The 20,860-nt window shown below is 46.4% G+C and carries 12 protein-coding genes; 2 read left to right on the forward strand and 10 right to left on the reverse strand.

All coding sequences use genetic code 11. From position 1 onward, the window contains the following. Window positions 1-114 precede the first annotated feature (114 nt). The 10 genes from ABIE26_RS12340 to ABIE26_RS12385 all read right to left on the reverse strand — a co-directional run bounded on the left by ABIE26_RS12340 (window position 115) and on the right by ABIE26_RS12385 (window position 18,790). Window positions 115-612 (reverse strand): nuclear transport factor 2 family protein, encoded by a 498-nt coding sequence (locus ABIE26_RS12340; RefSeq protein ID WP_310142518.1) that lies wholly within the window; start codon window positions 610-612, stop codon window positions 115-117. Window positions 613-683: 71 nt separating this feature from the next. After that, the gene (locus tag ABIE26_RS12345) at window positions 684-2,981 is read right to left on the reverse strand and encodes an aminotransferase class III-fold pyridoxal phosphate-dependent enzyme (protein WP_310142517.1); all 2,298 of its coding nucleotides are present in this window, start codon (window positions 2,979-2,981) and stop codon (window positions 684-686) included. Then, a complete protein-coding gene (locus ABIE26_RS12350; protein WP_310142516.1) occupies window positions 2,978-4,939 on the reverse strand; it encodes an MGH1-like glycoside hydrolase domain-containing protein in 1,962 nt (653 codons plus the stop codon). Before ABIE26_RS12350 ends, ABIE26_RS12345 begins: the two co-directional genes overlap by 4 nt. A 2-nt stretch (window positions 4,940-4,941) precedes the next feature. Beyond that, complete coding sequence (locus tag ABIE26_RS12355) at window positions 4,942-8,040, reverse strand: glycoside hydrolase family 2 TIM barrel-domain containing protein (protein ID WP_310142513.1); 3,099 nt, start codon at window positions 8,038-8,040, stop codon at window positions 4,942-4,944. Between the two features lie 51 nt (window positions 8,041-8,091). Further along, entirely contained in the window at window positions 8,092-9,612 is a 1,521-nt protein-coding gene (locus tag ABIE26_RS12360) for a RagB/SusD family nutrient uptake outer membrane protein (RefSeq protein WP_310142512.1), read from the reverse strand. 20 nt (window positions 9,613-9,632) lie between these two features. Further along, entirely contained in the window at window positions 9,633-12,737 is a 3,105-nt protein-coding gene (locus tag ABIE26_RS12365; RefSeq protein WP_310142509.1) for a SusC/RagA family TonB-linked outer membrane protein, read from the reverse strand. Between the two features lie 154 nt (window positions 12,738-12,891). After that, window positions 12,892-14,499: a tetratricopeptide repeat protein gene (locus ABIE26_RS12370; RefSeq protein WP_310142507.1), complete on the reverse strand. Its 1,608-nt coding sequence runs from the start codon at window positions 14,497-14,499 to the stop codon at window positions 12,892-12,894. Window positions 14,500-14,572: 73 nt separating this feature from the next. Further along, on the reverse strand, window positions 14,573-16,027 hold the full coding sequence (locus tag ABIE26_RS12375; RefSeq protein WP_310142504.1) for a PQQ-dependent sugar dehydrogenase: 1,455 nt from the start codon (window positions 16,025-16,027) through the stop codon (window positions 14,573-14,575). A 76-nt stretch (window positions 16,028-16,103) separates the two neighbouring features. Beyond that, window positions 16,104-17,510, reverse strand: a complete 1,407-nt coding sequence (locus ABIE26_RS12380) for an FAD-dependent oxidoreductase (protein ID WP_310142503.1) — start codon at window positions 17,508-17,510, stop codon at window positions 16,104-16,106. A 26-nt stretch (window positions 17,511-17,536) separates the two neighbouring features. After that, entirely contained in the window at window positions 17,537-18,790 is a 1,254-nt protein-coding gene (locus tag ABIE26_RS12385; RefSeq protein WP_310142500.1) for an MFS transporter, read from the reverse strand. Between the two features lie 226 nt (window positions 18,791-19,016). Here ABIE26_RS12385 and ABIE26_RS12390 point away from each other — a divergent pair, with 226 nt between their 5' ends. After that, window positions 19,017-19,589, forward strand: a complete 573-nt coding sequence (locus ABIE26_RS12390) for an RNA polymerase sigma factor (protein WP_310142498.1) — start codon at window positions 19,017-19,019, stop codon at window positions 19,587-19,589. An 82-nt stretch (window positions 19,590-19,671) separates the two neighbouring features. Next, window positions 19,672-20,805, forward strand: coding sequence for a FecR family protein (locus tag ABIE26_RS12395; protein ID WP_310142496.1), 1,134 nt, complete (start codon window positions 19,672-19,674; stop codon window positions 20,803-20,805). Window positions 20,806-20,860: the final 55 nt, after the last annotated feature.

The raw sequence follows: 20,860 nt of genomic DNA on the forward strand, positions 1-20,860 counted from the left end.
GTTGACTGAGTACAATAGCAAAACATACAAAGTAAACCTTACTTTCTTACATATCCAAGTTTCAGTAAAACCTGGAAGCAAAGAAGGACAACCTCATCAGATGCCCTTTTGTTGTCAATGCAAACTGATCACCCTTGTAATCTGCCAGCTACCATCTTTTAACCGCCACAGGGTAACAAATTTGCTCGGACGGCTTTCTCCAGGCTCATTGATGTTACGGAAGCTATGATAGCCAAACTGGACTGCACCATAGCCCGGTATCTCGTAAACTTCTATGCTGCCCGGTGTGAGGGTGCGCGTCACTTTACCACAGATGTTTCTCTGAATGGAGGCCAGTAAATCCTTTTTTGAATTGGAAAAACCGCCGCGGTCATGATAGAATTCAATATCATCCGCTGTAAGTGAATCCATTTTGGCAAGCTTGCAATTGTTATAGGTATCAAAATAAATGCTGTCCATTTTGACAATTGTACGATGCAATTCCATTGATGCAGGTACGTAAGGCGCGGGCATATAACGTTTGCCAGCATCAGCAACCGGCTGATTGTTTTGCGCAAAGGTGGCGGCAAAAGAGGCTGTAAGCATAAAAGCCAATAGTAGTATTCTTTTCATTTTGAGATTGCTTGTACATTTTGACATCAAAATCTAAGCTATGTTACAGGCTTACACGTGTCTGGATTGCCTTAAAACCCTTCAAGCACTTCATCCAGACTTCTTAAAAAAGCCCCGGCATTTTCCTTATTGAACAACATAGGCGGCTTAATCTTCAATACATTGTGCAGAGGGCCATCGGTGCTGATCAGGAAACCCCGCTCTTTCATGCTTTCCACAATCTCGTCTATTTCGGGTACAGCAGGCTCCAGGTTTTCCCGGTTTCTCACCAGCTCGGCACCTACAAACAGGCCTTTCCCTCTTACATCTCCAATAATCTGATGTTTTGCTTTCAGTTTTTCCAATCCCTCCAGCAGGTAATTACCGGTTTCCAGCGCCCGCTGCTGCAATTCCTCATCACGGATCACTTCCAGCACTGCAATACCAGTTTCCATAGACACCGGATTACCACCATAGGTATTGAAATATTCCATCCCGTTATTGAACGCTGCGGCCACTTCTTCGGTAAGCACTACGGCTGCCAGTGGGTGGCCATTACCTATGGGTTTGCCCAGCACCACAATATCAGGTTCTACCCCCTGCAATTCAAAACCCCAGAACTGCTCTCCTACCCGCCCAAAACCAACCTGAACCTCATCGGCAATGCAAAGCCCCCCGGCAGCGCGAACATGACGGTAAACAGCCTGCAAATAACCTTCGGGCAAAGGGATTTGTCCGCCTACACCCAGCAAGGTCTCGCAAATAAAGGCTGCAACCCCGGTTCCTTTTGCAGCCAGGCCTTTAAGAATGTTTTGGATATCTGCAGCATATTTCTCGCCCGCTTCTGCATCTTCATAACGGTAATTTCCGCGGTATAAATCAGGGTTCATCCCTTTGTGAATATAAGGCTGCTGCCCGGGGCCTCCTTTCCCATCGAACTTATAAGGACTTAGCTCCATGGCCACTGTTGAAGTGCCGTGGTAGGCATGATCCAGTACAATTACGTCTTTCTGTTTGGTAAAATGCCTGCTGATGCGGATGGCCAGATCATTGGCTTCACTGCCTGAGTTGCAAAAATAGCAGACTTTCAGTTTTGGCGGCAGCGTAGCCGTAATCATTCTGGCATATTTTACCAGGCTGTCGTGCAGGTAACGGGTATTGGTATTGAGCCGGGCCAGCTGCCGCTGCATGGCTTTCACCACTACAGGGTGGCAATGCCCGATATGGCTTACGTTGTTTACACAGTCGATATAGGTATCCCCTTTATCATCATACAGGTATTGTAATGCCCCGCGTGTGATTTTCAGCTTCCTTTGATAGCTAATACTTAGGTTGGCGCCCACAATTTCCTTTCTTTCCTTTTGCAGGACTGTATCTGCTGTTTCAGTACCCAGTACAGAGGGGTATCCGCAGCAAAGGTTAAAGCGGTCCTGCGCTTTTAACGGATTAAGCTTTATCCATTGGTACAACAAAGTCCAGGCGTCTTTTTCAGATACGAAATGGTGCGCGTTGTTGCTCTGGCTCCTTTGCATGGCAGAAGTGACAACACTCATGCTCAGCCGCGCGGCAATGAGGTAATATAAGATGGAGAGTTCCTGTTCCGTTAATGGGTTTGCGCTGTGATAGCTGCTTAAAAACAGTTCGGCGGCCCTAAGCGGATTTGCGTTTTTAAACATCAGGTAAGTACAGGCCACTGCTACATTATCAATCAGGCAGCTTTCTACCATATCCCCAAAATCTATGATCCCGCTTACCTTTCCATCCTGTACCAGGACGTTGTAATCGTTGGCATCGTTGTGGATCACTGCCTTTCTTAAATGCCGGCGTAACGGAATCACTTCCATTTCGTACTGCAACAGAAAATAAGCTGCCATGGTACGCTGCTCATGATCTTTAATGTAATGAAGCTGCTCCTGGCAATCCATTACCTGCGCCAGGTCCCATTTGGTATAGCGATAGGCAGCCGGGAGATTAAACCCTTTGAGGTGCTGGTCCATACCGCCCAGCATGGCGCCCAGACTTTGCGGAACCGAATCCGGGCATTCCTGCAGATCGGCCATAAATGTGCCTTCCAGATAAGAGAGCAGCCTCAGGTAAAGCACATTGCTGCCATCATGTTCTATCGTTAAGCCTTCTCCTTTTAGGTTAGGCATCACCTGCTGTATGCCCAGCTGTTCGTCTTTTTGTTTTAAGAACTGCATCACACTGATCTGGGCTTCCAGGAAAGCAGGATCTGTAGGGTTAACATTTACCTTTGCGATAAAGCTGGTGCCCTCATCCGTCTTCAGCAGAAAATTCTGGTCTTCATAACCTGCAATGGATGTAACGGTAACTTCCAGTCCGTACCGGGTACGAACCAGTTCTTTAATATATTTTTCGGAAAGTATCATAAAGCCTGTTCTTTTAATAGCATTAGTAAATGGGCGGCCGACCAGCTAAAATTCATGGCATTTAAACCGTTGCCGCTTAAAGGATGGTAATTTTCGTGGATTGGTCCCTGTAAAGCTAAGCCTTCTGCATGGTTTAAAGTCTGCCGCAGCAATTCTGCCGCTTCTTTCTGATAAGCATACTGCTGCAGGCCATTTAAACCAAAGTAGACCTGATCCAGCCATACCGGCCCGCGCCAATACCCTTTCATCGGGTCGAAACGCGGATGATCGGCCGTAAGCGTGGGCAGGGGCAGATAGGTATTAAATTTTTCTTTTTTCAGCATGATGTCTTTTACTGCTGCAGCCTGCTGCTGATCTGCCAGGCCTGCCCATAGCGGTATCCAGCCTTCCGGTCCTTCTGCAGTTATCCAGCTCTTGTCTACCAATCTGTCGTAATAAAATCCTTTTTCCGTATGGTAAAAAACAGCGTTGATCTGCTTTTTCAATTCGCCTTGCTGTGCCCGCCATGCGGTGGCTTCTGTTGCCCTGCCTATGGCAGCTGCAATTTTTGCAAGGTACTCTTTTTCGGCATACAGGTAAGCATTGAGGTCTACCGATTCCTGGTTGAGCGACCAGGCCGTATCGTTGTTCTTCAACAACAAGGCTTTGTCAAAACGTACGGCATTGTCCATCCCACTTTCCCAGGCTGCGGCAATGCGCGTTCCATCAGTAGCGCCGTATTCGCAAAGCCCGTTCTGGTCGTGGTCCCGGTTTTTGTACCACCACTGGTGATACCTGACCAGTTTAGGGTAAATGTTTTTCAGGAAATCCGGATCCGCCGCACGTGTATGGACCAGCCACACCGCCCAGGCCGCCAGTGGAGGTTTGGTATCCCGCCAGTTGTTTTCTTTTTTATCGGTATACACACAGTCGGCCACCATGCCATGCTCATCCTGATAATCGAACATGGAAAGAATGTTGCTTATGGCCAGTTCCGGGTTAAAATAACTGATCCCTACAGCCTGTTTCCAGCTGTCCCAGCTCCAGAAACCATAAAAACCCTGGTAGTTCAGCGAGGGGAATACCCCATCGTGCAGCAGGTCTTTGGCCTTGCTTCTCCAGTTGGTCATTAACGTAAGGATAGATTTTACGGCTACCCTGCGCTGCACCTGATCTTTGATGTTTGCGCCCGGGGCATTAAAATAAGCGTTTAAGTACCCGTTCCAGCGTTCTGTGTTTGTCTTTAATTCGGCATCAAACGAGCGTTGTTTTATTGAGCCCGCGAGCTGCCTTCCCTCCAGATCGTAGCGTTCTATACGTGAACTGGAATAACTTTTACCTGCCTGCAACAGCAATTTTCCGCGTGTAGCCTGATACCTGTTTTTTTCAAGCCGGAAAAACAGTGGTTCCTGCTTCGGGTAGCGCAGCTGGAAGCGGTGGCCTTTGCCTAGATCAGCACTTAGCGTATTTCCGTCTCTTTGCCATGCCACTTCGGTTTTCAGTAAGCTGCCAGTCCAACCGATTTCCAGCTCTTTTTTTGCCTTGGAAAGGTTGGTGATCCTGGTTTCTACCATTGCCTCCCTGTTGGATACGAACAACAATTTCAAACCGATCTGCAAACCGGCAACCTTCAGTTCCTGCTCCAGCAGGCCTGGGTAATAATGGTTGCTGCGTTGCGCCTTTTCCAGGTCAATTTGTTTTCCGTTGGCCTTTACAGAAAGTCTGGCTACACTATTGGCAAGCCAGTAGCCTTCCAGGTCCATCACCATAGGCCCAATAAATGTGCCGTTATCCTGCGGGTTTGCAGGCAAGGTATAGGCATGCCAGGCGCCCATATCTGAAAAAACATTGGTTTCTATTTTTTTTGCCTGCTGCACCTGGTAAGCCAGCTTCAATACATCCGGAAAATCCCTGCGCGAGACCTGGGCAAAAGTCTTGCCCAGGCCTATGCTGCATATTAAAATTAAAAAGTACCTCATTCTTAATCCTTCGCTCTTTCTGTTAAAATCTGTTGTTTAAATAGGGGCCTCAGTGTAAAACTGTAGGTATAATCCTGATAAGGGATGCGGTATTGCGGATGGGTTTGTGCACCCCAGCTGTTGTCGCCCCCAACGCCCATCTGCTGCATATCAATATTCCACCACACTTTATCCTCAGGCTGCATAGAACCTCCATGGACATTTTCCGGAGCGTCCTTATCAAAATCGAGTTGTTTTCTGTCGAAATGCAGGATCCCTGTACTCAGTTCTTTTTTCCCGAAGGCCATCAATCCGTAGCCTTCCTTGTCCTGCAAAGCAGCCCAACGTACGCCTGTGCGGTAACCGCTCTCCTGTGCCCTTGGATAAGGGTAAAAAAGATCTGCGGCATTCATCTGGTACAGGTCAACATGCGCTGCGTAATTTCTATCGGAATAATTATCAAAAGGGCCCCGGCCCAGCCAGCTGGCCTGCTCATAATTTCCATTCAATACCATGCGCATACCGATGCGTTGTGGTTCAGGATGTTGCCCTGCTCCGGTTTTTAGCTGATAATCTACCGTAACATCTCCGTTTCCTGTTATCAGATAACTCAGGATGCAGCGTGCATCTACACCCGGCAGGTGGTGCTCGGTTTTTACAGTATAGTTGCCGGCTTTGTCTTTACCAAGACTAAAAGATTTCAGTTCGGCTTCCTGAAACGCATTTTGCCAGACCTTACTCCTGATCTGCAAACTATTACCAATGTCGTTATCGGTAGCCGGGCGCCAGAAATCTGGTTCAAGGGCCTGTTGCAGGAGTTCCCTGCCCATGAGCTGGTAGCTGTCGAGCAAACCCGTCTTCCGATCAAATGCAAGGGTAAAATCTTTACCGCTGAAACTTAGTTTTTCTGCGGTGCTGTCCACCTTTAATGAAGGTATCTTTTCCGGAATTACCCGTACAGCCAGCACCTGCACCGGCAAGGCAAACTGCTCCCTGGCAATTACAAAACCTGCCGGCAGTAAAGCATCGGCCATACGGGTTTTGAATTGCAGTTCTATAAAATATTCCACTCCGGGCCACCTTTCAAAAGCAGGAACGGAGAGAGTGATCTCTTTTTCTTCCTGCGGGGCCAGGCTAAAGGCTTCCTGCTTACCATTCCCCACCACCTTGCCATCGCCTTTAATCTGCCAGTAAAGCTGGTATTTGGAAAGGTCGGTGAAGTCGAAGCGGTTGATGAGCTTAACGCGATACCGCGCTGCATCTTTCAGTTCAAAACCAACGTTCTGATAAACTTTTTGCAGTTCATAAGCCTGAGGATGAAAGCTGCGGTCGGCCGACAACAATCCGTCTGCACAAAAACTGGTATCACTGGTGAGCCCAACCGTTCCCATATCGCGTCCGTAGCCCCATATTTTATTCCCTTTCTTATCCTTAATAGCGAAAGTCTGGTCGGAAAAGTCCCAGATAAAGCCGCCCTGCAGCTGCGGGTGTTTATAGATGAGGTCCCAGTCGTCTTTCAGGTTGCCCCCGCTGTTGCCCATCATATGCGCGTATTCGCATTGGATCAGCGGCCTGTTGCGCCAGGTTTTTACGTAATTTTCCATTACGGCAATGGATTTGTACATGGGGCAGTAGATGTCTGAGTATTGCTCATCCTTTGCGGCCTCATACTGAACCGGTCTGCTGTCATCGTTCGCCTTCAGCCATCGGTAAGCGGCTTTGAGGTTTTCGCCAAAACCACTTTCGTTACCCGTAGACCAGGTTACGATACAGGTAAAGTTTTTGTCGCGCTGCCACATCCGCTGCACCCTGTCCAGATATGCATTTTTCCAGAGCGGGTTATCGGATAAAGTAAGCTGCGGCGTAAAGCTCATGCCATCACATTCGATATTGGCTTCATCTACCACGTACAAGCCATATTGGTCGCAGAGTTCGTACCAGCGTTCGGTATTTGGGTAATGACTGGTACGTACGGCATTGATGTTCAGTTCTTTCATCAGCCTGATGTCGCGCAGCATGCCGGCTTCAGTGACCACCTTGGCGGTGTGCATGTCGTGCTCATGCCTGTTCACGCCTTTGATCCTGATGGCCTTGCCATTTACCAGAAACAGGCCATTTTTGATTTCAACAGTTCTGAAACCTATGGGATGGACAACGCTTTCCAGTACGTTTCCCTTTGCATCCAGATGGCTCAGCTTTAGCTGGTAAAGGCTGGGCTGCTCTGCACTCCAGGCTTCTACATTGGGAATCCGGCTGCCGAAGCTAAATTCTTTTGCGTTTTTGACCTGCTGTTTTGCCTGGTACAGCACTTTTCCGGTTTTGTCGGACAGCTGCAGGCTTAAACTGCCTTGTTCTGCCTTTAAAGGCTGCTTATTAAACAGGGCCTTCAGCTCCAGCAAACCATTCCTGAATGAAGCATCCAGCGTACTTTTTACTTTAAAATCGAACAAGTGAAAGGCTGGTCTGGCGATCAGGTAAACGCTCCTTTCTATACCGCTTAACTTCCACATGTCCTGTCCTTCCAGGTAGGTAGCATCGCTAAAGCGGAACACCTGCAGGGATACCGTATTTTTGCCGGGTTTTAAAACTTTGCTCAGGTCAAATTCCGTAGGCGTTTTACTGTCCTTGCTAAAGCCTATATATTGTCCGTTTACCCAGAGGTAAAAAAAGGAGTTTACTGCCCCCAGATGAATGAAAACCTGTTTGCCTTTCCAGGAAGGGTCGATTATAAAATCCCGCTGGTATTCGCCTACAGGATTGTAATCGGCAGGAACCAGGGGCGGCTTGGGTGGAATAGGATATTCCACATCTGTAAATATGTATTTATCAAAACCTTCCGTCTGCCAGTTGGCAGGTACTTTTATTTGTTTCCAGTTGCGGGTCTGCTCCGTATTTTTAAAAAAATCGGCCGAACGTAATGCAGGGTTCTGAACGATCCTGAACCGCCACATTCCGTCCAGGGAAAGGGTTCCTGCTTCAGCCGGTATGAAATGGGCATGGGCAGGAACGGTATTCAGCGAAGGTTTTTCCGGGTTTTCCCAATCGTTCTGCTGTGCAAACAATAAGGCAGGAAAAATGAGAAGCGCAGATAATGCGGGTTGTAATATCCTATAAAAATTCATCGGCAAAGACTAGGAAAAGGGGAGCTTTCGCTCCCCTGTGATTGGATTCTGTTATTGGGCCTGCGGGTTGTTGACCACCTCTTTTAATGGTATAGGGTAGAAGGCTTTATCGGCTGTAAATTTCCTTCCGGCAGCCTGCATGTTCTGGGCAAGTAGGCCCCAGCGTCTGAGATCATAAAAGCGACTGCTTTCCAGTGTAAATTCCATCACCCTTTCGTGCATGATCTGATCAAAAACAACCTGTTTGTTACCGGCTACCGCATCCGGCAGGTTTACTCTTTTGCGCACTTCGGTAATGTACTTCACAGCATCACCACTGCCCTGCTCATTCAGCACTTCGGCATACATCAGCAGTACATCTGCATAACGCATCAGCGGAACGTTGATGGCATTCGACAAGCCAATACGGTCTGGTGTGGCAGGGATCCATTTCCTGAAGGCTATGGTTTGTGCGGTAGCCCCAAAAACCTGGTTATACGTTTTACCGTACACCCGCGGTGTGCCCGCATCATTGAAATAACTGTCCCTGAAATAAAGGGTCTGATAAACCCGGGCATCATAACTGCCATTTGCAATTTTTCCTTCTTTCAGCATTTCTGTTAGCAAGCGCGGCGTTCCATAGATCTCTCCATAACCGTTCAGCTCGGAAGCCGCTACCCAGTCGCTCAGGTAAGAGCGGTAGTTGGCACCGCTGGTTGCGTCGGCTGTTTGCTGTAACTCAAATATCGACTCCGGACTGTTCCTTGTTACACCATTGAACATATTGCCAAAGTCGGGATCAAGTGTATAGGCTTTGGAATCGATTACAGCCTGCAGCCATTTTTTGGCTTCGGTATAATAGCCTGTGGCGCCGGCTTTGTCATCTCCGGCACGGTACAGGTACACTTTACCCAGGTAGGCCTGTGCGGCACCCTTGGTGATCCTGCCCTGCTCGGTTGCAGGACGGTCTTTCCTTAAAGGAAGATCCGGTTCAGCCTCTTTCAGGTCTTTCAGAATGAACTCATATACTTCCTGTCTGGAAGAGAAACCTTTGGCCAGGTCTGCTTCCGAAGTAGGTACCTTATCCCTGATGATCACCTGGGTAAAATTATTGAGTACTTTGAAATGATAGTAAGCCCTTAAAAATTTGGCTTCGGCAATGATCTGCTTTTTGCTGGCATCGTCAATTGCTGTTGCCGCCATTTTTCCTACATTCTCAATGACCTGGTTGGCAAAATTCATCCCCTTGTAATTTTCCCTCCACAGCAGGTCGATGGCATAATTGCCCGAGGTAAAATCGAAGTTGTAATGTTCTGTCCACCATGGATAATTGTAGGCATCAGCTCCGGGAACCACGTAATCTTCGCGGTAAAATTCACGTACCGACCGTGCTTCCACATAATTGTCCCAGCCCACAAAGCCTTCCAGCTGTGAATAGGCTGCCGATAAACCAGAAAGGGCACGGTCTTTATTGGTCCAGAAATTATCTACCGTAAGCTGGTCAGGAACCTTTTGATCCAGCTCACTTTTCTTGCAGCCTGCCGTTGCCATCAAGGCCAGGCAGAGGCTTATATATAGTTTATTCGCTTTCATTTTTAGAGAAATTAAATGCATTAAAAGGTTAATTGAACACCAGCCATGATCCGTTTATTCTGAGGGTACAACATGCGGTCTACCCCCGTATTCAGTGCGCTGAACGTACCTACTTCCGGGTCAAGCCCTGAGTATTTGGTAAACGTAAGCAGGTTTTGTCCGCTCAGGTAAACCCTTAAACGGGAAACTTTGATGTCTTTAAGCAAGGTTTGCGGGAAGGTATAGCCCAGCTGAACCACTTTTAACCTCAGGTAAGAACCACTTTCGAGGAACCTGGTCGACTCCCGTGCATTTCTGTTCGGATCGCCCAATACGGCCCTTGGCATATCGGTATTGGTATCCTGCGGGGTCCAGGCATCCAGGGTAGTGGACAGGAAATTTCTTCCGGCTTCCATACCTTCCAGTTCAAAGCGGTTTCCGTTATAGATTTTGTTGCCGCCTACACCCTGCCAGAACAGCGAAAGGTCGAAGTTTTTAAAGTTTGCGGCCAGGTTTAGCCCGTACTCAAATTTGGCAAAGCCTGATCCCTGATAGGTCTTATCTTTTTCATCGATTACACCATCGCCATTGGTATCCCTGAAACGGATATCGCCGGCTTTTGCATTGGGCTGCAGGGCATCACCATCTGCATTTTTGTAGCCTGCGGCTTCAGCATCCGTCTGAAAGATCCCGTTGGCCTCGTACAGGTAAAATGCACCGATCTCTTTACCCACCATGGTTTGCGTAGGAATATGGTCTGTACCAAACCTTAAACCTGTTCCGTATAAAACCTGATCGGTATTGGCCAGTGCCAGCACCTTATTTTTCAGCAGACTGAAAGATCCGCCAAGATCAAAATTCCATTCGCCCGCAGCAAGCTTATAGCTGGCTTCCAGCTCGGCACCCTTATTGGATATTTTACCTACATTCAGGATAGGGTCGTTCACCCCGGCAGAAGGAGGTACTTCTTTTGTGATCAGCAATCCATCAGTAACATTGTCGTAAAAGTTCAGGGAGCCGGTCAGCTTGCCAAACAAGCCGAAGTCAAGTCCCAGGTTTTTAGATTTAATGGTTTCCCAGCGCAAGTCCCTGTTCAACAACGAATAACTGGCAGAACCGGGCCATGGCGTTGCACCAGAGCCCTGCACATAGCCGCCCGACTGGTTATTTACTGTGGTGATCAGGGCCTGGTGGTCGTAATAGCCCAAAGCACCTTCGTTTCCAAGCTCGCCGTAACTGGCCCTTAATTTCAGGCTGTTCAGCCAGCTTACCTGGCTCAGGAAGCTCTCTTTATTGATGTTCCAGCCCAATGATACCGAAGGAAATACACCGTACCTCCTGTCTTCGCCAAACACGGAAGAACCATCGCGGCGTACAGAAACCTGTAAAAGGTACTTGTCGTCATAAGCATAATTTAAACGGGCGAGGGTCGACAAACGCACGTATTTGTTATTGGATCCTGAGGCGTTAAATGTTCCGCCCAATCCGGCACTAATGGTATTGAAATCGGGGTTATTGAAACCTGCAGGCACCTCTGTTTCTACAATTTTACCGTTTACAACAGTACGTACAATGGTTTTGCCATCTACTGTAGCACTCAGGAAACGGTTTGTTTTTTCCTGGGCGGTATAACCTGCCAATAATTTAAAGCTGTGCTTGTCTATATCCAGTTCGTAATTCAGCAAATGCTCCATTACGCGCTCTTTGTAGGTAGAGGCCCGGTTGTACACCCTTGGATAGGAAATTGCCGGGTCGTTTGCATTTACCCTGTAAGGCGGATTGTGGGAATAATCATCTGTCTGGGCATTGATATAGCTCAGGTTGGCGGTATAGCTCAACCCTTTATACAGTTTAAGATTGATATTGAGGCTTCCTGCAAGGTATTTGGTCTTGCTGTTTGCATCCAGAAAATGATCTGCACCAACCGGGTTCTGGAACCTGGGCAGGCCATCGGCAGTTAAGGCATAGCCATATGGCTCGTTGCTGTCGAAAACAGGCAGCAGCGGCGATTGAAAGTAGCCGTCTTTTACATTGAACTTTGCAGCTTCCGACTGGGTTTCTGTATATACGATATTGCTTCCTACTTTCAGGATGCCTTTGTTAAACTCATTTCTTGACCTGAATGATTTTTTATTGAAATCGGAACCGATAAAAGTACCTTTATCGTCTGTCAGGTCGCCGGTAAGCGCATAAGTGAGGTAATCGCTGCCTCCGCTTAAGCCTATGCTGTAATTCTGCGATACCCCTTTGCGGTTCATCAGGTCCTGCCAGTTGGTATTTACCCCTGTATTTTTAGTGAGGTACGCCGGAAAAGCCGATGGTTGCATCCCCGCGTTGGTATACATCTGGGTGTGTACTTTTTTGTAGCCTTCTGCATCCAGAAAATCGTATTTTTCTGTAGGGGTAACAGCACTGTAGCTACCTGAAAAGTCAATAACAGGAGCGCCTTTTTTCCCTTTTTTGGTAGTGATGAGGATAACCCCATTGGCACTGTTGGAACCGTAGATGGAAGCTGCGGCACCATCTTTAAGTACTTCTATAGAAGCCACATCGTTGTTGCTTAAATAGTAAGGATCTCCGGGTACACCGTCAATTACATATAAGGGCTGGTGACTACCAAAAGTACCAATACCCCTTAACCGGACGTCTGAGGACTGCCCTGGATTGCCACCCGGGCTGCTTACCGACAAACCGGCTACACGACCCTGCAAAGCATTTACAGGGTTATTAGAGGCTACCTGCGCCAATTTCTCTCCGTTTACGGAGCTTACGGCACTGGTAAGGTTGCTCTTTTTCTGTGTACCATAACCTATTACCACCACTTCTTCAAGTCCCTGTAAATCCATGATCATTTTAACACGCATTTCTTTTCCGGGGCTTACCGGCAATTCCTGCGTTTTAAAACCTACCGCAGAGAAAACAAGCACATCCTGCGCTTTGGCCTGAATGGCAAAGTTTCCCGAACCGTCTGAGGCTGTTCCGGTGGTACTTCCTTTTATTTTAATACTGATACCTGCCTGAGGCTGGTCAATCTCATTTAACACCTGTCCTTTAATTAAAGTGCTCTGAGCAAAACTGCTGCCTGTACTAAACAACAGGAGCAATCCAAAAAGGAAATGAATTGGCCATCGTAAATTTCTAATCATAATATTTGGTTTAAGTTGATTAATTCCGGATTGGTTTTCCGGCTGATTACTTACTCAAACCTAAATAATACCGGGCTTAAAATGCTATAGAAGGCACCCCTACATCGAACACAAAACACCCCTACAACACCTCTACAAGCACGCTTAAACGGCATTAAAAGGCCTTTAGGAAGTCGTTCAGGTTCTCGCTGGTTGGCAGTTCAAAATGTTTTCTCAGTCGATAACGCGCCATTTCTACCGACTTCACAGAGATGTTATTGAGGGATGCGATCTCCTTGATAGACAGGTTGAGCCTGATCTGGGCACACAATCGCCGCTCGTTTTGGGTTAAAGTGGGGAACTTCTGCTGAAGGTTGTAAAAGAAATCCTGGTATTTGGCTTCAATCTGCAGGTTAAAATCTTCGAGGTATTTTTCGCTGTTGACCTCATAACGGAATTTATTGACCAGCTTATGCAAACGCTGCGGCATATCCTCCGCCCCGCTCTTCTCCAGGGCAAGCAGTTCTTCAATAAAGGCTCCGATCACTTCATTCCTGTGGGTCATATACATGGAATAGTTTTTCAGCTCTGCATTGTTAAATTCCAGCTTATTGCTCAACAGTTGCTGCTTCATTTCGGCCAGTTCTGCATTTTTCCTTTGCCGGCTTCTCAGTTTGTTATACAATAAAAAGCCAATGATCAACAGTAAAAGTACTATAATGGCCAGGGTATTGCGCTGGTAAGACCGCATGCTTTTTTCCAGGTTCAAGGCTTTGATCTGCCGCTCCTTTTCCTGGGCTTCCCGTTTCATGGTTAGCGTTAAGAGTGCGTTGATCTTGTTTTTGGAAAGGAATTCCTCACGCACTGCATTGTACTGCTGGATATTTTCATAGGCATGTTTATAATCACCCGTAAGCTGGTACAATTGGGAAAGCACCTTATAATAATCGAGCAGGTTTTCTTTTTTGGAGTTGGAAGTGGATTGTTGAATATAGGCATGTGCTTTATCGAGTGATGCTTTTCCTTCCTGGTAACGCCCCAGTTTAATCAGCGAAAAGGCCATTTGGTTGTGAATCTCGGCGAGCGACAATACCCGCCCTGTAGCATGCCGGAGCGAAAGCAGGAAAAAGCGGATGGCCTCTTCGTAGTTATTTTCATTATTGCTGCTGATGCCCAGGTTATTGTAGGCCGCGCTGATCATCACCTGGTTGTGCTCTTCTTTTGCCTGTGCCAGGACGCTGTTGAAATAGCCGGCAGCTTTTTTGAACTCATTTTTGAGCTGATAGGTAAGCCCTATCCCATTCAGGGAAACCGATGCTTTCCTTTTTTTGCCTGCCTTTTTGTACAGATTATAGGCCATGGTATGATATTTCAGTGCAAATTCTGCATTTTCCACATCGTAGTAAGTCCAGCCGAGTATGGTATAAGTATCAGCAATCTGTTCCTGGCTGCCTTTTTCTTTATAAATTTCCAGCGCATTAAAACCGTATTCCAGTGCCAGATCGTAAATGTCATTGTACAGGTAACCTTCGGCAAGAATCACCAATGCATCGGCCTCTTCCTGCTTCAATTTATTTTCATAGGCAAGCAGGTAGGCTTTATAGGCGTAGGCAATAGCTTGATTGGTTGCATCCTGGTTTAGCTGCTTGGCTTTCTTATTTAATGCCGTAATCTTGGCCCTGAGCGAATCCTGGGCAGAAACAGCAGCAGCACCTTTAAGCGGCCCAGCAAAGCAGACGACCCACAGCAGCCCTACAAATACAAAAGTTTTTATTTTAAACATTACGACAATTTCCTGCTTCCTTAAAAACTAAAATTACAAGAAATTCATACATGACAGGTATTCTTCCCTGCAATTATTTATCCACCGGGACCAGCCTATAGACACGGCCAGGACTTTCAACCGAAATGTAGATGAAGCCATCGGGAGACATCCGGACATCCCTTACCCTGCCAATGTTTTTAAACAGGATTTCTTCTTTAACCACCTTGTTACCTTTAAGCACACTCCTTTGCAAAAATTTAAACCGCAATGAGCCCGACAGCAGGTTGCCTTTCCAGTTTTTGTATTTGTCACCGGTAACAAAGGCCAGTCCGCTTGGCCCTATGGATGGGATCCAGTAGTGTACAGGTTGCACCATACCGGGTTTAGCTGTAAGATTACTGATGGGCTTGCCGTTATAGTTGATGCCGTAAGTAATTACCGGCCAGCCGTAATTTTTTCCGGGCTCTTCAATATTGATTTCATCGCCTCCACGCGGTCCATGTTCATTGGTCCAGATCTTCCCCGTTTCCGGATGAATGGTCATTCCCTGGGGATTGCGGTGTCCGTAATTGTAGATAGAAGCCTCGGCCCCCGGTGTTTTTAAAAAGGGGTTATCTGCAGGGATGCTGCCATCACTTTTGATGCGGTGAACCTTACCCAGATCGTTCCCTTTAATTTCCTGAGGGTTTACTTTTTCATTACCACGTTCACCTACCGAAAAATAAAGGTAGCCATCTTTACCAAACTGCATCCTGGAACCATAATGGTGCTGGGTTCTTGACCAGGGCTCAGCCACGAAAATGTCCTTCTGTTCTGTCAGCGCATTTCCTTCCAATTTAGCCTGCATAATTGCAGTGGTGGCCAAAACCGCAGCACCTTCATTTTTAAATTTTGAATAGGAAAGATAGATTCTTTTGTTTTGAACAAAATCAGGATCCAGAATGACATCCATCAGTCCTCCCTGCCCTCTTGACAGTGCCTCGGGGGCACCGCTGATGCTTTGCAGGGTTTTATCGGATTTTACCCGGTAAAATTTACCGTTCCTGTCGGTAACCAGCATTTCCTGTCCGGGCAGAAAGGCCATAGCCCAGGGAATATCCATGCCCTCGGCCACAAGTTCCAGGCGGATATTCATTTCGGCTGTTTTAAACAGATCAGAAACAGGCTTTTCATTATCCGTATATTTATCTACATGTTTTATGCCTTCCAGGATATAATTGGCCAGGGCGTTGATTTCCTTATCGCTTAAACTGGCACCAAATGCCGGCATGCCTTCATTCTCATGCCCAAATTTCACAGACTTAAAGATGTCTTCCTTAGTGTTACCATGTTTCCACTGGCGGTCGACAAACATATCCATCTTTTCGCCATGGCAGCCGGCACAATAAGTTTTATAGTGAACAGCGGGGTCTGACAAAAACTCAGCGGCCGAAACCGGGTTAAAATCAAGCCCTGTCATATTCGTGTCTTCTTCGGGACTGACGAAGCTAAAACCAATTATCGTAATTAACCCGGCAGAAACCAGGGTACCAATACTTTTAAGCATAGACAAAATGAGTGATTAACCATTAGCGGTACTGAAAATACAAATTATCTGTTAAAAATTACGATCGGATGCTTATTTATACAGATTCTCGGTCGGAAGCCATTTGTTCCGGTTCCAGATAGGCTCCTTTTTCCAGGAGCTCTGCCTGAAGCTCCTTTGCATCCAGTTGCGATGGCTGAATTTGTTTGCGGATAGCCAGTTTTGCAGCTCTTCCTGCCGCTTCGCCCATGGCCATACAGGGGGCCATAACCCGGATGGCCGACATGGCTTCGTGTGTAGTGGAGATGCAGCGTCCGGCTACGATCAGATTCTCTACCTGTTTGGGGATTAAACAGCGATATGGGATGTCATAGCTATCGCCGCACCAGGTCAGTGTACACCCTCCTCCTTCCGGGTGATGGATATCCAAGGGATAGCTGGCAACGGCAATGGCGTCTTCGAATCTGCGGCAGCCCAAAATATCTTCAGCAGTTAAAGTATACTGCCCGGTTATGCGACGTGTTTCCCTGATGCCTAAAAACGGGGCCATTTTGGTAAAAACAGCTTTCCCGAAACCAGGTACATATTCCCTCAGATAACGCTGGATCTCCTCTACCTGTTTACGCCCTTCAACCTCGCCGTGGGTCAAACTTTCGGGATCAGTGCCATCTACGCCGTTAATCCTGGACATATTTACCCAAACTTCTCCTTCACGTAAACCGGTAATTAATATGGTACGCTCTACCGGCAAATGATATCCCGCTTCACGGGCCTTTTCCATGACACTTCGTAATCCCACCACAATAAACTGATTATTCTGACCAAAATATTCGCTGGGAATAAAATCGGTAAGATAGGTTCGTGGCTCCTGGGCAATAGACATCCTTAATTTTTCTGTGTCTACGCCCCCCATACAAAACATTAAAGTTGGGGGTTGTGCACCGCCTGTCTCATTTCCCTGTTCACATGGAACACCGGCCTTAAAAGCCACGTCTGCATCGCCGGTACAATCGATAACCGTTTTGGCGAGGATGACTTCCCTACCTGATTTGCTTTCTACAATCACCCCTTTTAACTGATTTCCTTCTTTAACAACCCCCACACAAAAAGTGTACAGCAAAACATTTACGCCGGCCGCCAGCAACATATCCAGACCGATATTTTTAACAGCTTCGGGCTCTACCAGGGTTAAACTCATGTGCAAGGGACATGGCCTGTGTTCACTAGCTGCACCAACGGCCTTAAGCCGGTCAATAAACTGTTGCGGAATGCCTTTAATGATCTGGTTCCCCTTTTGCCCCAGGAAACCCAATATCGGCAAGCCGATGGTCATGTTGCCCCCCACAAAACTCCTGCTGTCTATCAGCATTACCTTCAACCCGTCTTCTGCAGCAGCCTGGGCTGCTGTAATTCCGGCAGGTCCGCCACCAACCACCAACACATCTACTTCTACACGCACAGGAAGTTCCCTGGCTGGCTCCGTTATTGTCGTTATATTCTTCATATCAAACACTTTATTCATAAAAATCATCAGGTCGTTTCCAATTTTACAACTGCACCCGCAGGTTTTTCCTTTCTTACCATTGTCCACAAAATCAGCACGGCCAGGGGATGCAGAAAGGCCATTGCAATAAATATATTCCCGGCACCCAGTGTGCCCATAAACTGACCTACAAAATAGTTAAAGCCTACAGCACCAAGCGCGCCAAAACCACCTGCTATACCCAATACGCTGGCTACATTTTTTACAGGAAAAGCTTCGGCAATGACTACGCTTATGGTAAACAGCCAGCTTAAGCAGGCAACTGCCACGATACTAAAGATAAACAGGGTAACAAACGGGCTGGGCAGATAAGGCGTAAGCACGCAGAGTGGCGCAAACGCCGCTACGCAGCTAAGCATTACCTTACGGGCTTTTAAAGGTTCTTTTCCCTTTCTTACCATACGGTCTGACCAGGCAGCGGTTGCAATTGCGCCCAGATCGGCAACCAAAAATGGGATCCAGCCAAACATTCCCATTTGTGCAAGCGAAAACCCCGACTGCTCCTGTAAATAACCCGGAAGCCAGAAAAGGCAGAAATACCATACCGGATCACTTACAAAACGGATCAGCAAAATACCCCACAGGCTCTTTCTTCCCCACAGCTGTTTCCAGCTAAAAGCTGGTGTTTCTTCCGGGCTGGGAGTTCCTGAAATTGCCAAAGTGACCTCAGCAGGGGGATTTCGGTATATGATGATCCACAAAAGTGCGATAATAAGTCCAACAGCCCCTGCTACCATAAAAACTGTATGCCAGTTATAAGTAATGGCCAACCAGGCCACCAGCGGTGGTGCTATAATCGCACCGATTGAACTGCCGGCTACGCATAAACTGTTTGCAGTTGCCCTTAGCTTGCCAGGAAACCAAACCGCAACCACTTTTAACTGGGCCGGAAAATTGGTTGGCTCTGCCATTCCAAGCAGGCCACGAAAAAAAGTAAACTGGCCGAAGGTCCGCGAAATCCCTCCCCCTATACAGGCGAGCGACCAGCCAATGATGCCTGCAAACATCACCCGCTTTGCACCAAACTTATCAACCAACCAACCCGATACAGGATACATTGCAGCATAACAAATGGTAAAGATGTTCAGTACAAGTGCGTAGCCATTGTCATTAAGCGCAAATTCTTTCTTGAGTACAGGCTTAAGGATAGAAACAATCTGCCTGTCGAAATAATTAAATACAATGGCTAAAAATATGATAAAAATAATAAACCAACGCCGCGTATTTGGTAAGAATGACATGTTGCAACCCCTTTAATTATATATCTGGTTAGTGCGTCGTATTTGAAAGTGCTCACAACATCCAAAAATACAAAGCATCATAAAGTAAGTGAATTAAACAATTCAAAACAAAATAAAATAAAAATAAACATTTTGAAATGAAATCTATGATACCTATTGGCAATTAATAGCATGGCACATTTAGAAATAATTTTTTAATATTGCTAAACCAGCCAAACTGTATTGTATGCATTCACTAAGCAATCTTGATGATTTTGAACTGATGACCTTATTGAAAGCAGATCAGGAGCTGGCATTTGCTGAAATTTTCAGGCGTTTTGACAGTTTGCTATATATATACGCATATAAAAAGCTCCAGAATACTGAAGAAGCAAAGGACGTTGTACAGGAAGTTTTTGTGCAATTGTGGAATGCCAGAAAAGATTTCGTGCTTAAAACCACGCTTCCAGGTTATCTTTATAAATCTGTGTTGAATAAAATATTGAATATCATTGCCCGCAAGCAAAGCGAAACGAAATATATAGCATCGCTACAACATGCCATCAACTCAGATATGGTATCTGCCGATTTTTTAATCCGCGAAAAAGATATCACGGCATTAATTGAAAAGGAGATCGCAGCACTTCCCCCAAAAATGCGGGAAGTTTTTGAATTGAGAAAAAACCAATACCTGAGTAATAAAGAAATTGCCCTGCAGCTGAATATATCGGAACAAACGGTAGAAACCCATATGAAAAGGGCCTTGAAAATTCTACGCAACAAATTGGGCGTCCTCATCTACCTTTGTTACCTGTTGTAAATATTTTTTCACCTGCAGTACCCACTCGTCATTACTTACCTGTCATTGTGATAAAACCGAAGAAAATTAAACCGCTTTGCATATGCAGGAAGACGCCAGGGAGCTTTTATTAAAATACAAAAAGGGGCAGGCTAGTACTGAAGAAAAAGCGGTGCTGGAAAACTGGCTGCATAATTTTAATGCGGAAGCTGACCATGCGCTTTCTGATGAGCACCTCCAGGCAATGCACCAGCAAAACTGGACAGCGGTTAAGCAACAGATAAGTATCAGACCTTCCTATCGTTTATGGCAGAAATTTACTGTTGCCGCAACAATTATCCTGTGCGTTGGACTTGCATTTTATTTTTATCCTGAAAGCGGGAACACCTCTACTCCTCAGCATGTCAAAACAGAACGCATTATTGCTGGGGGAAGCAAAGCGTTTCTGACACTTTCCAATGGTAAAAGAATTGCATTAACAGAAGCCGATAATGGCAACCTTGCCGAACAATCGGGCATAAAAATCACTAAAACCGCATCAGGGACTTTGCTTTACCAGGTAACAGCACAGGCAGGTCAGCATAACAGCAGGCCTGATTACAATACCATAGAAACCCCTAAAGGTGGCGAATATCAGTTAATTTTACCCGACGGTTCTAAAGTATGGCTCAATGCCGCATCTGCACTTACCTTCCCCGCAAACTTCACCGGACTTAAAGAACGTAGAGTGGAGCTGAGCGGAGAAGCATATTTCGAAATTGCGAAAAATAAAAATGCTCCGTTCGTCGTAAAATCTGCCAGACAGGAACTAAAAGTATTGGGCACACATTTCAATGTCAATGCCTATACAAATGAGCTGGCGACAACCACTACCTTACTTGAGGGGTCGGTTAAAATCCTAAAACCTGGAAAAACAACAAACATCATCCTTAAGCCCGGACAGGAGGCCTCGGTGGATTCTGCTGAAATAAAAGTCTATGAAACTGACGCAGAAGAGGCAATTGCCTGGAAAAACGGATTGTTTGTTTTTAATGAGGAGAACATCAGGAGCATCATGAAAAAAATTTCCAGGTGGTATGACGTTGAAGTCGTTTTTAAAGGCAACATGGATAACATCTATTTCGTAGGAAATTATTCGCGCAGCAAAAATCTTGAAAACCTATTAAAGAACATAGAATTAACCGGCAAAGTTCATTTTAAAATTGAAGGAAGGAGGATTGAAGTTATAGCAAAATAAATACTTAAAAGAATATCCTAAAAGCCGGAAGTGTTGAGACCACTCCCGGCTTTGG

This window comes from Pedobacter africanus, assembly GCF_040548825.1.
In the GTDB taxonomy this organism is placed as follows: Bacteria; Bacteroidota; Bacteroidia; order Sphingobacteriales; family Sphingobacteriaceae; genus Pedobacter; species Pedobacter africanus_A.

Coding starts and splice junctions, on each gene's coding strand:
- ABIE26_RS12340 (WP_310142518.1), bottom strand. CDS start 612: ATGAAAAGAATACTACTATTGGCTTTTATGCTTACAGCCTCTTTTGCC.
- ABIE26_RS12345 (WP_310142517.1), bottom strand. CDS start 2,981: ATGATACTTTCCGAAAAATATATTAAAGAACTGGTTCGTACCCGGTAC.
- ABIE26_RS12350 (WP_310142516.1), bottom strand. CDS start 4,939: ATGAGGTACTTTTTAATTTTAATATGCAGCATAGGCCTGGGCAAGACT.
- ABIE26_RS12355 (WP_310142513.1), bottom strand. CDS start 8,040: ATGAATTTTTATAGGATATTACAACCCGCATTATCTGCGCTTCTCATT.
- ABIE26_RS12360 (WP_310142512.1), bottom strand. CDS start 9,612: ATGAAAGCGAATAAACTATATATAAGCCTCTGCCTGGCCTTGATGGCA.
- ABIE26_RS12365 (WP_310142509.1), bottom strand. CDS start 12,737: ATGATTAGAAATTTACGATGGCCAATTCATTTCCTTTTTGGATTGCTC.
- ABIE26_RS12370 (WP_310142507.1), bottom strand. CDS start 14,499: ATGTTTAAAATAAAAACTTTTGTATTTGTAGGGCTGCTGTGGGTCGTC.
- ABIE26_RS12375 (WP_310142504.1), bottom strand. CDS start 16,027: ATGCTTAAAAGTATTGGTACCCTGGTTTCTGCCGGGTTAATTACGATA.
- ABIE26_RS12380 (WP_310142503.1), bottom strand. CDS start 17,510: ATGAAGAATATAACGACAATAACGGAGCCAGCCAGGGAACTTCCTGTG.
- ABIE26_RS12385 (WP_310142500.1), bottom strand. CDS start 18,790: ATGTCATTCTTACCAAATACGCGGCGTTGGTTTATTATTTTTATCATA.
- ABIE26_RS12390 (WP_310142498.1), top strand. CDS start 19,017: ATGCATTCACTAAGCAATCTTGATGATTTTGAACTGATGACCTTATTG.
- ABIE26_RS12395 (WP_310142496.1), top strand. CDS start 19,672: ATGCAGGAAGACGCCAGGGAGCTTTTATTAAAATACAAAAAGGGGCAG.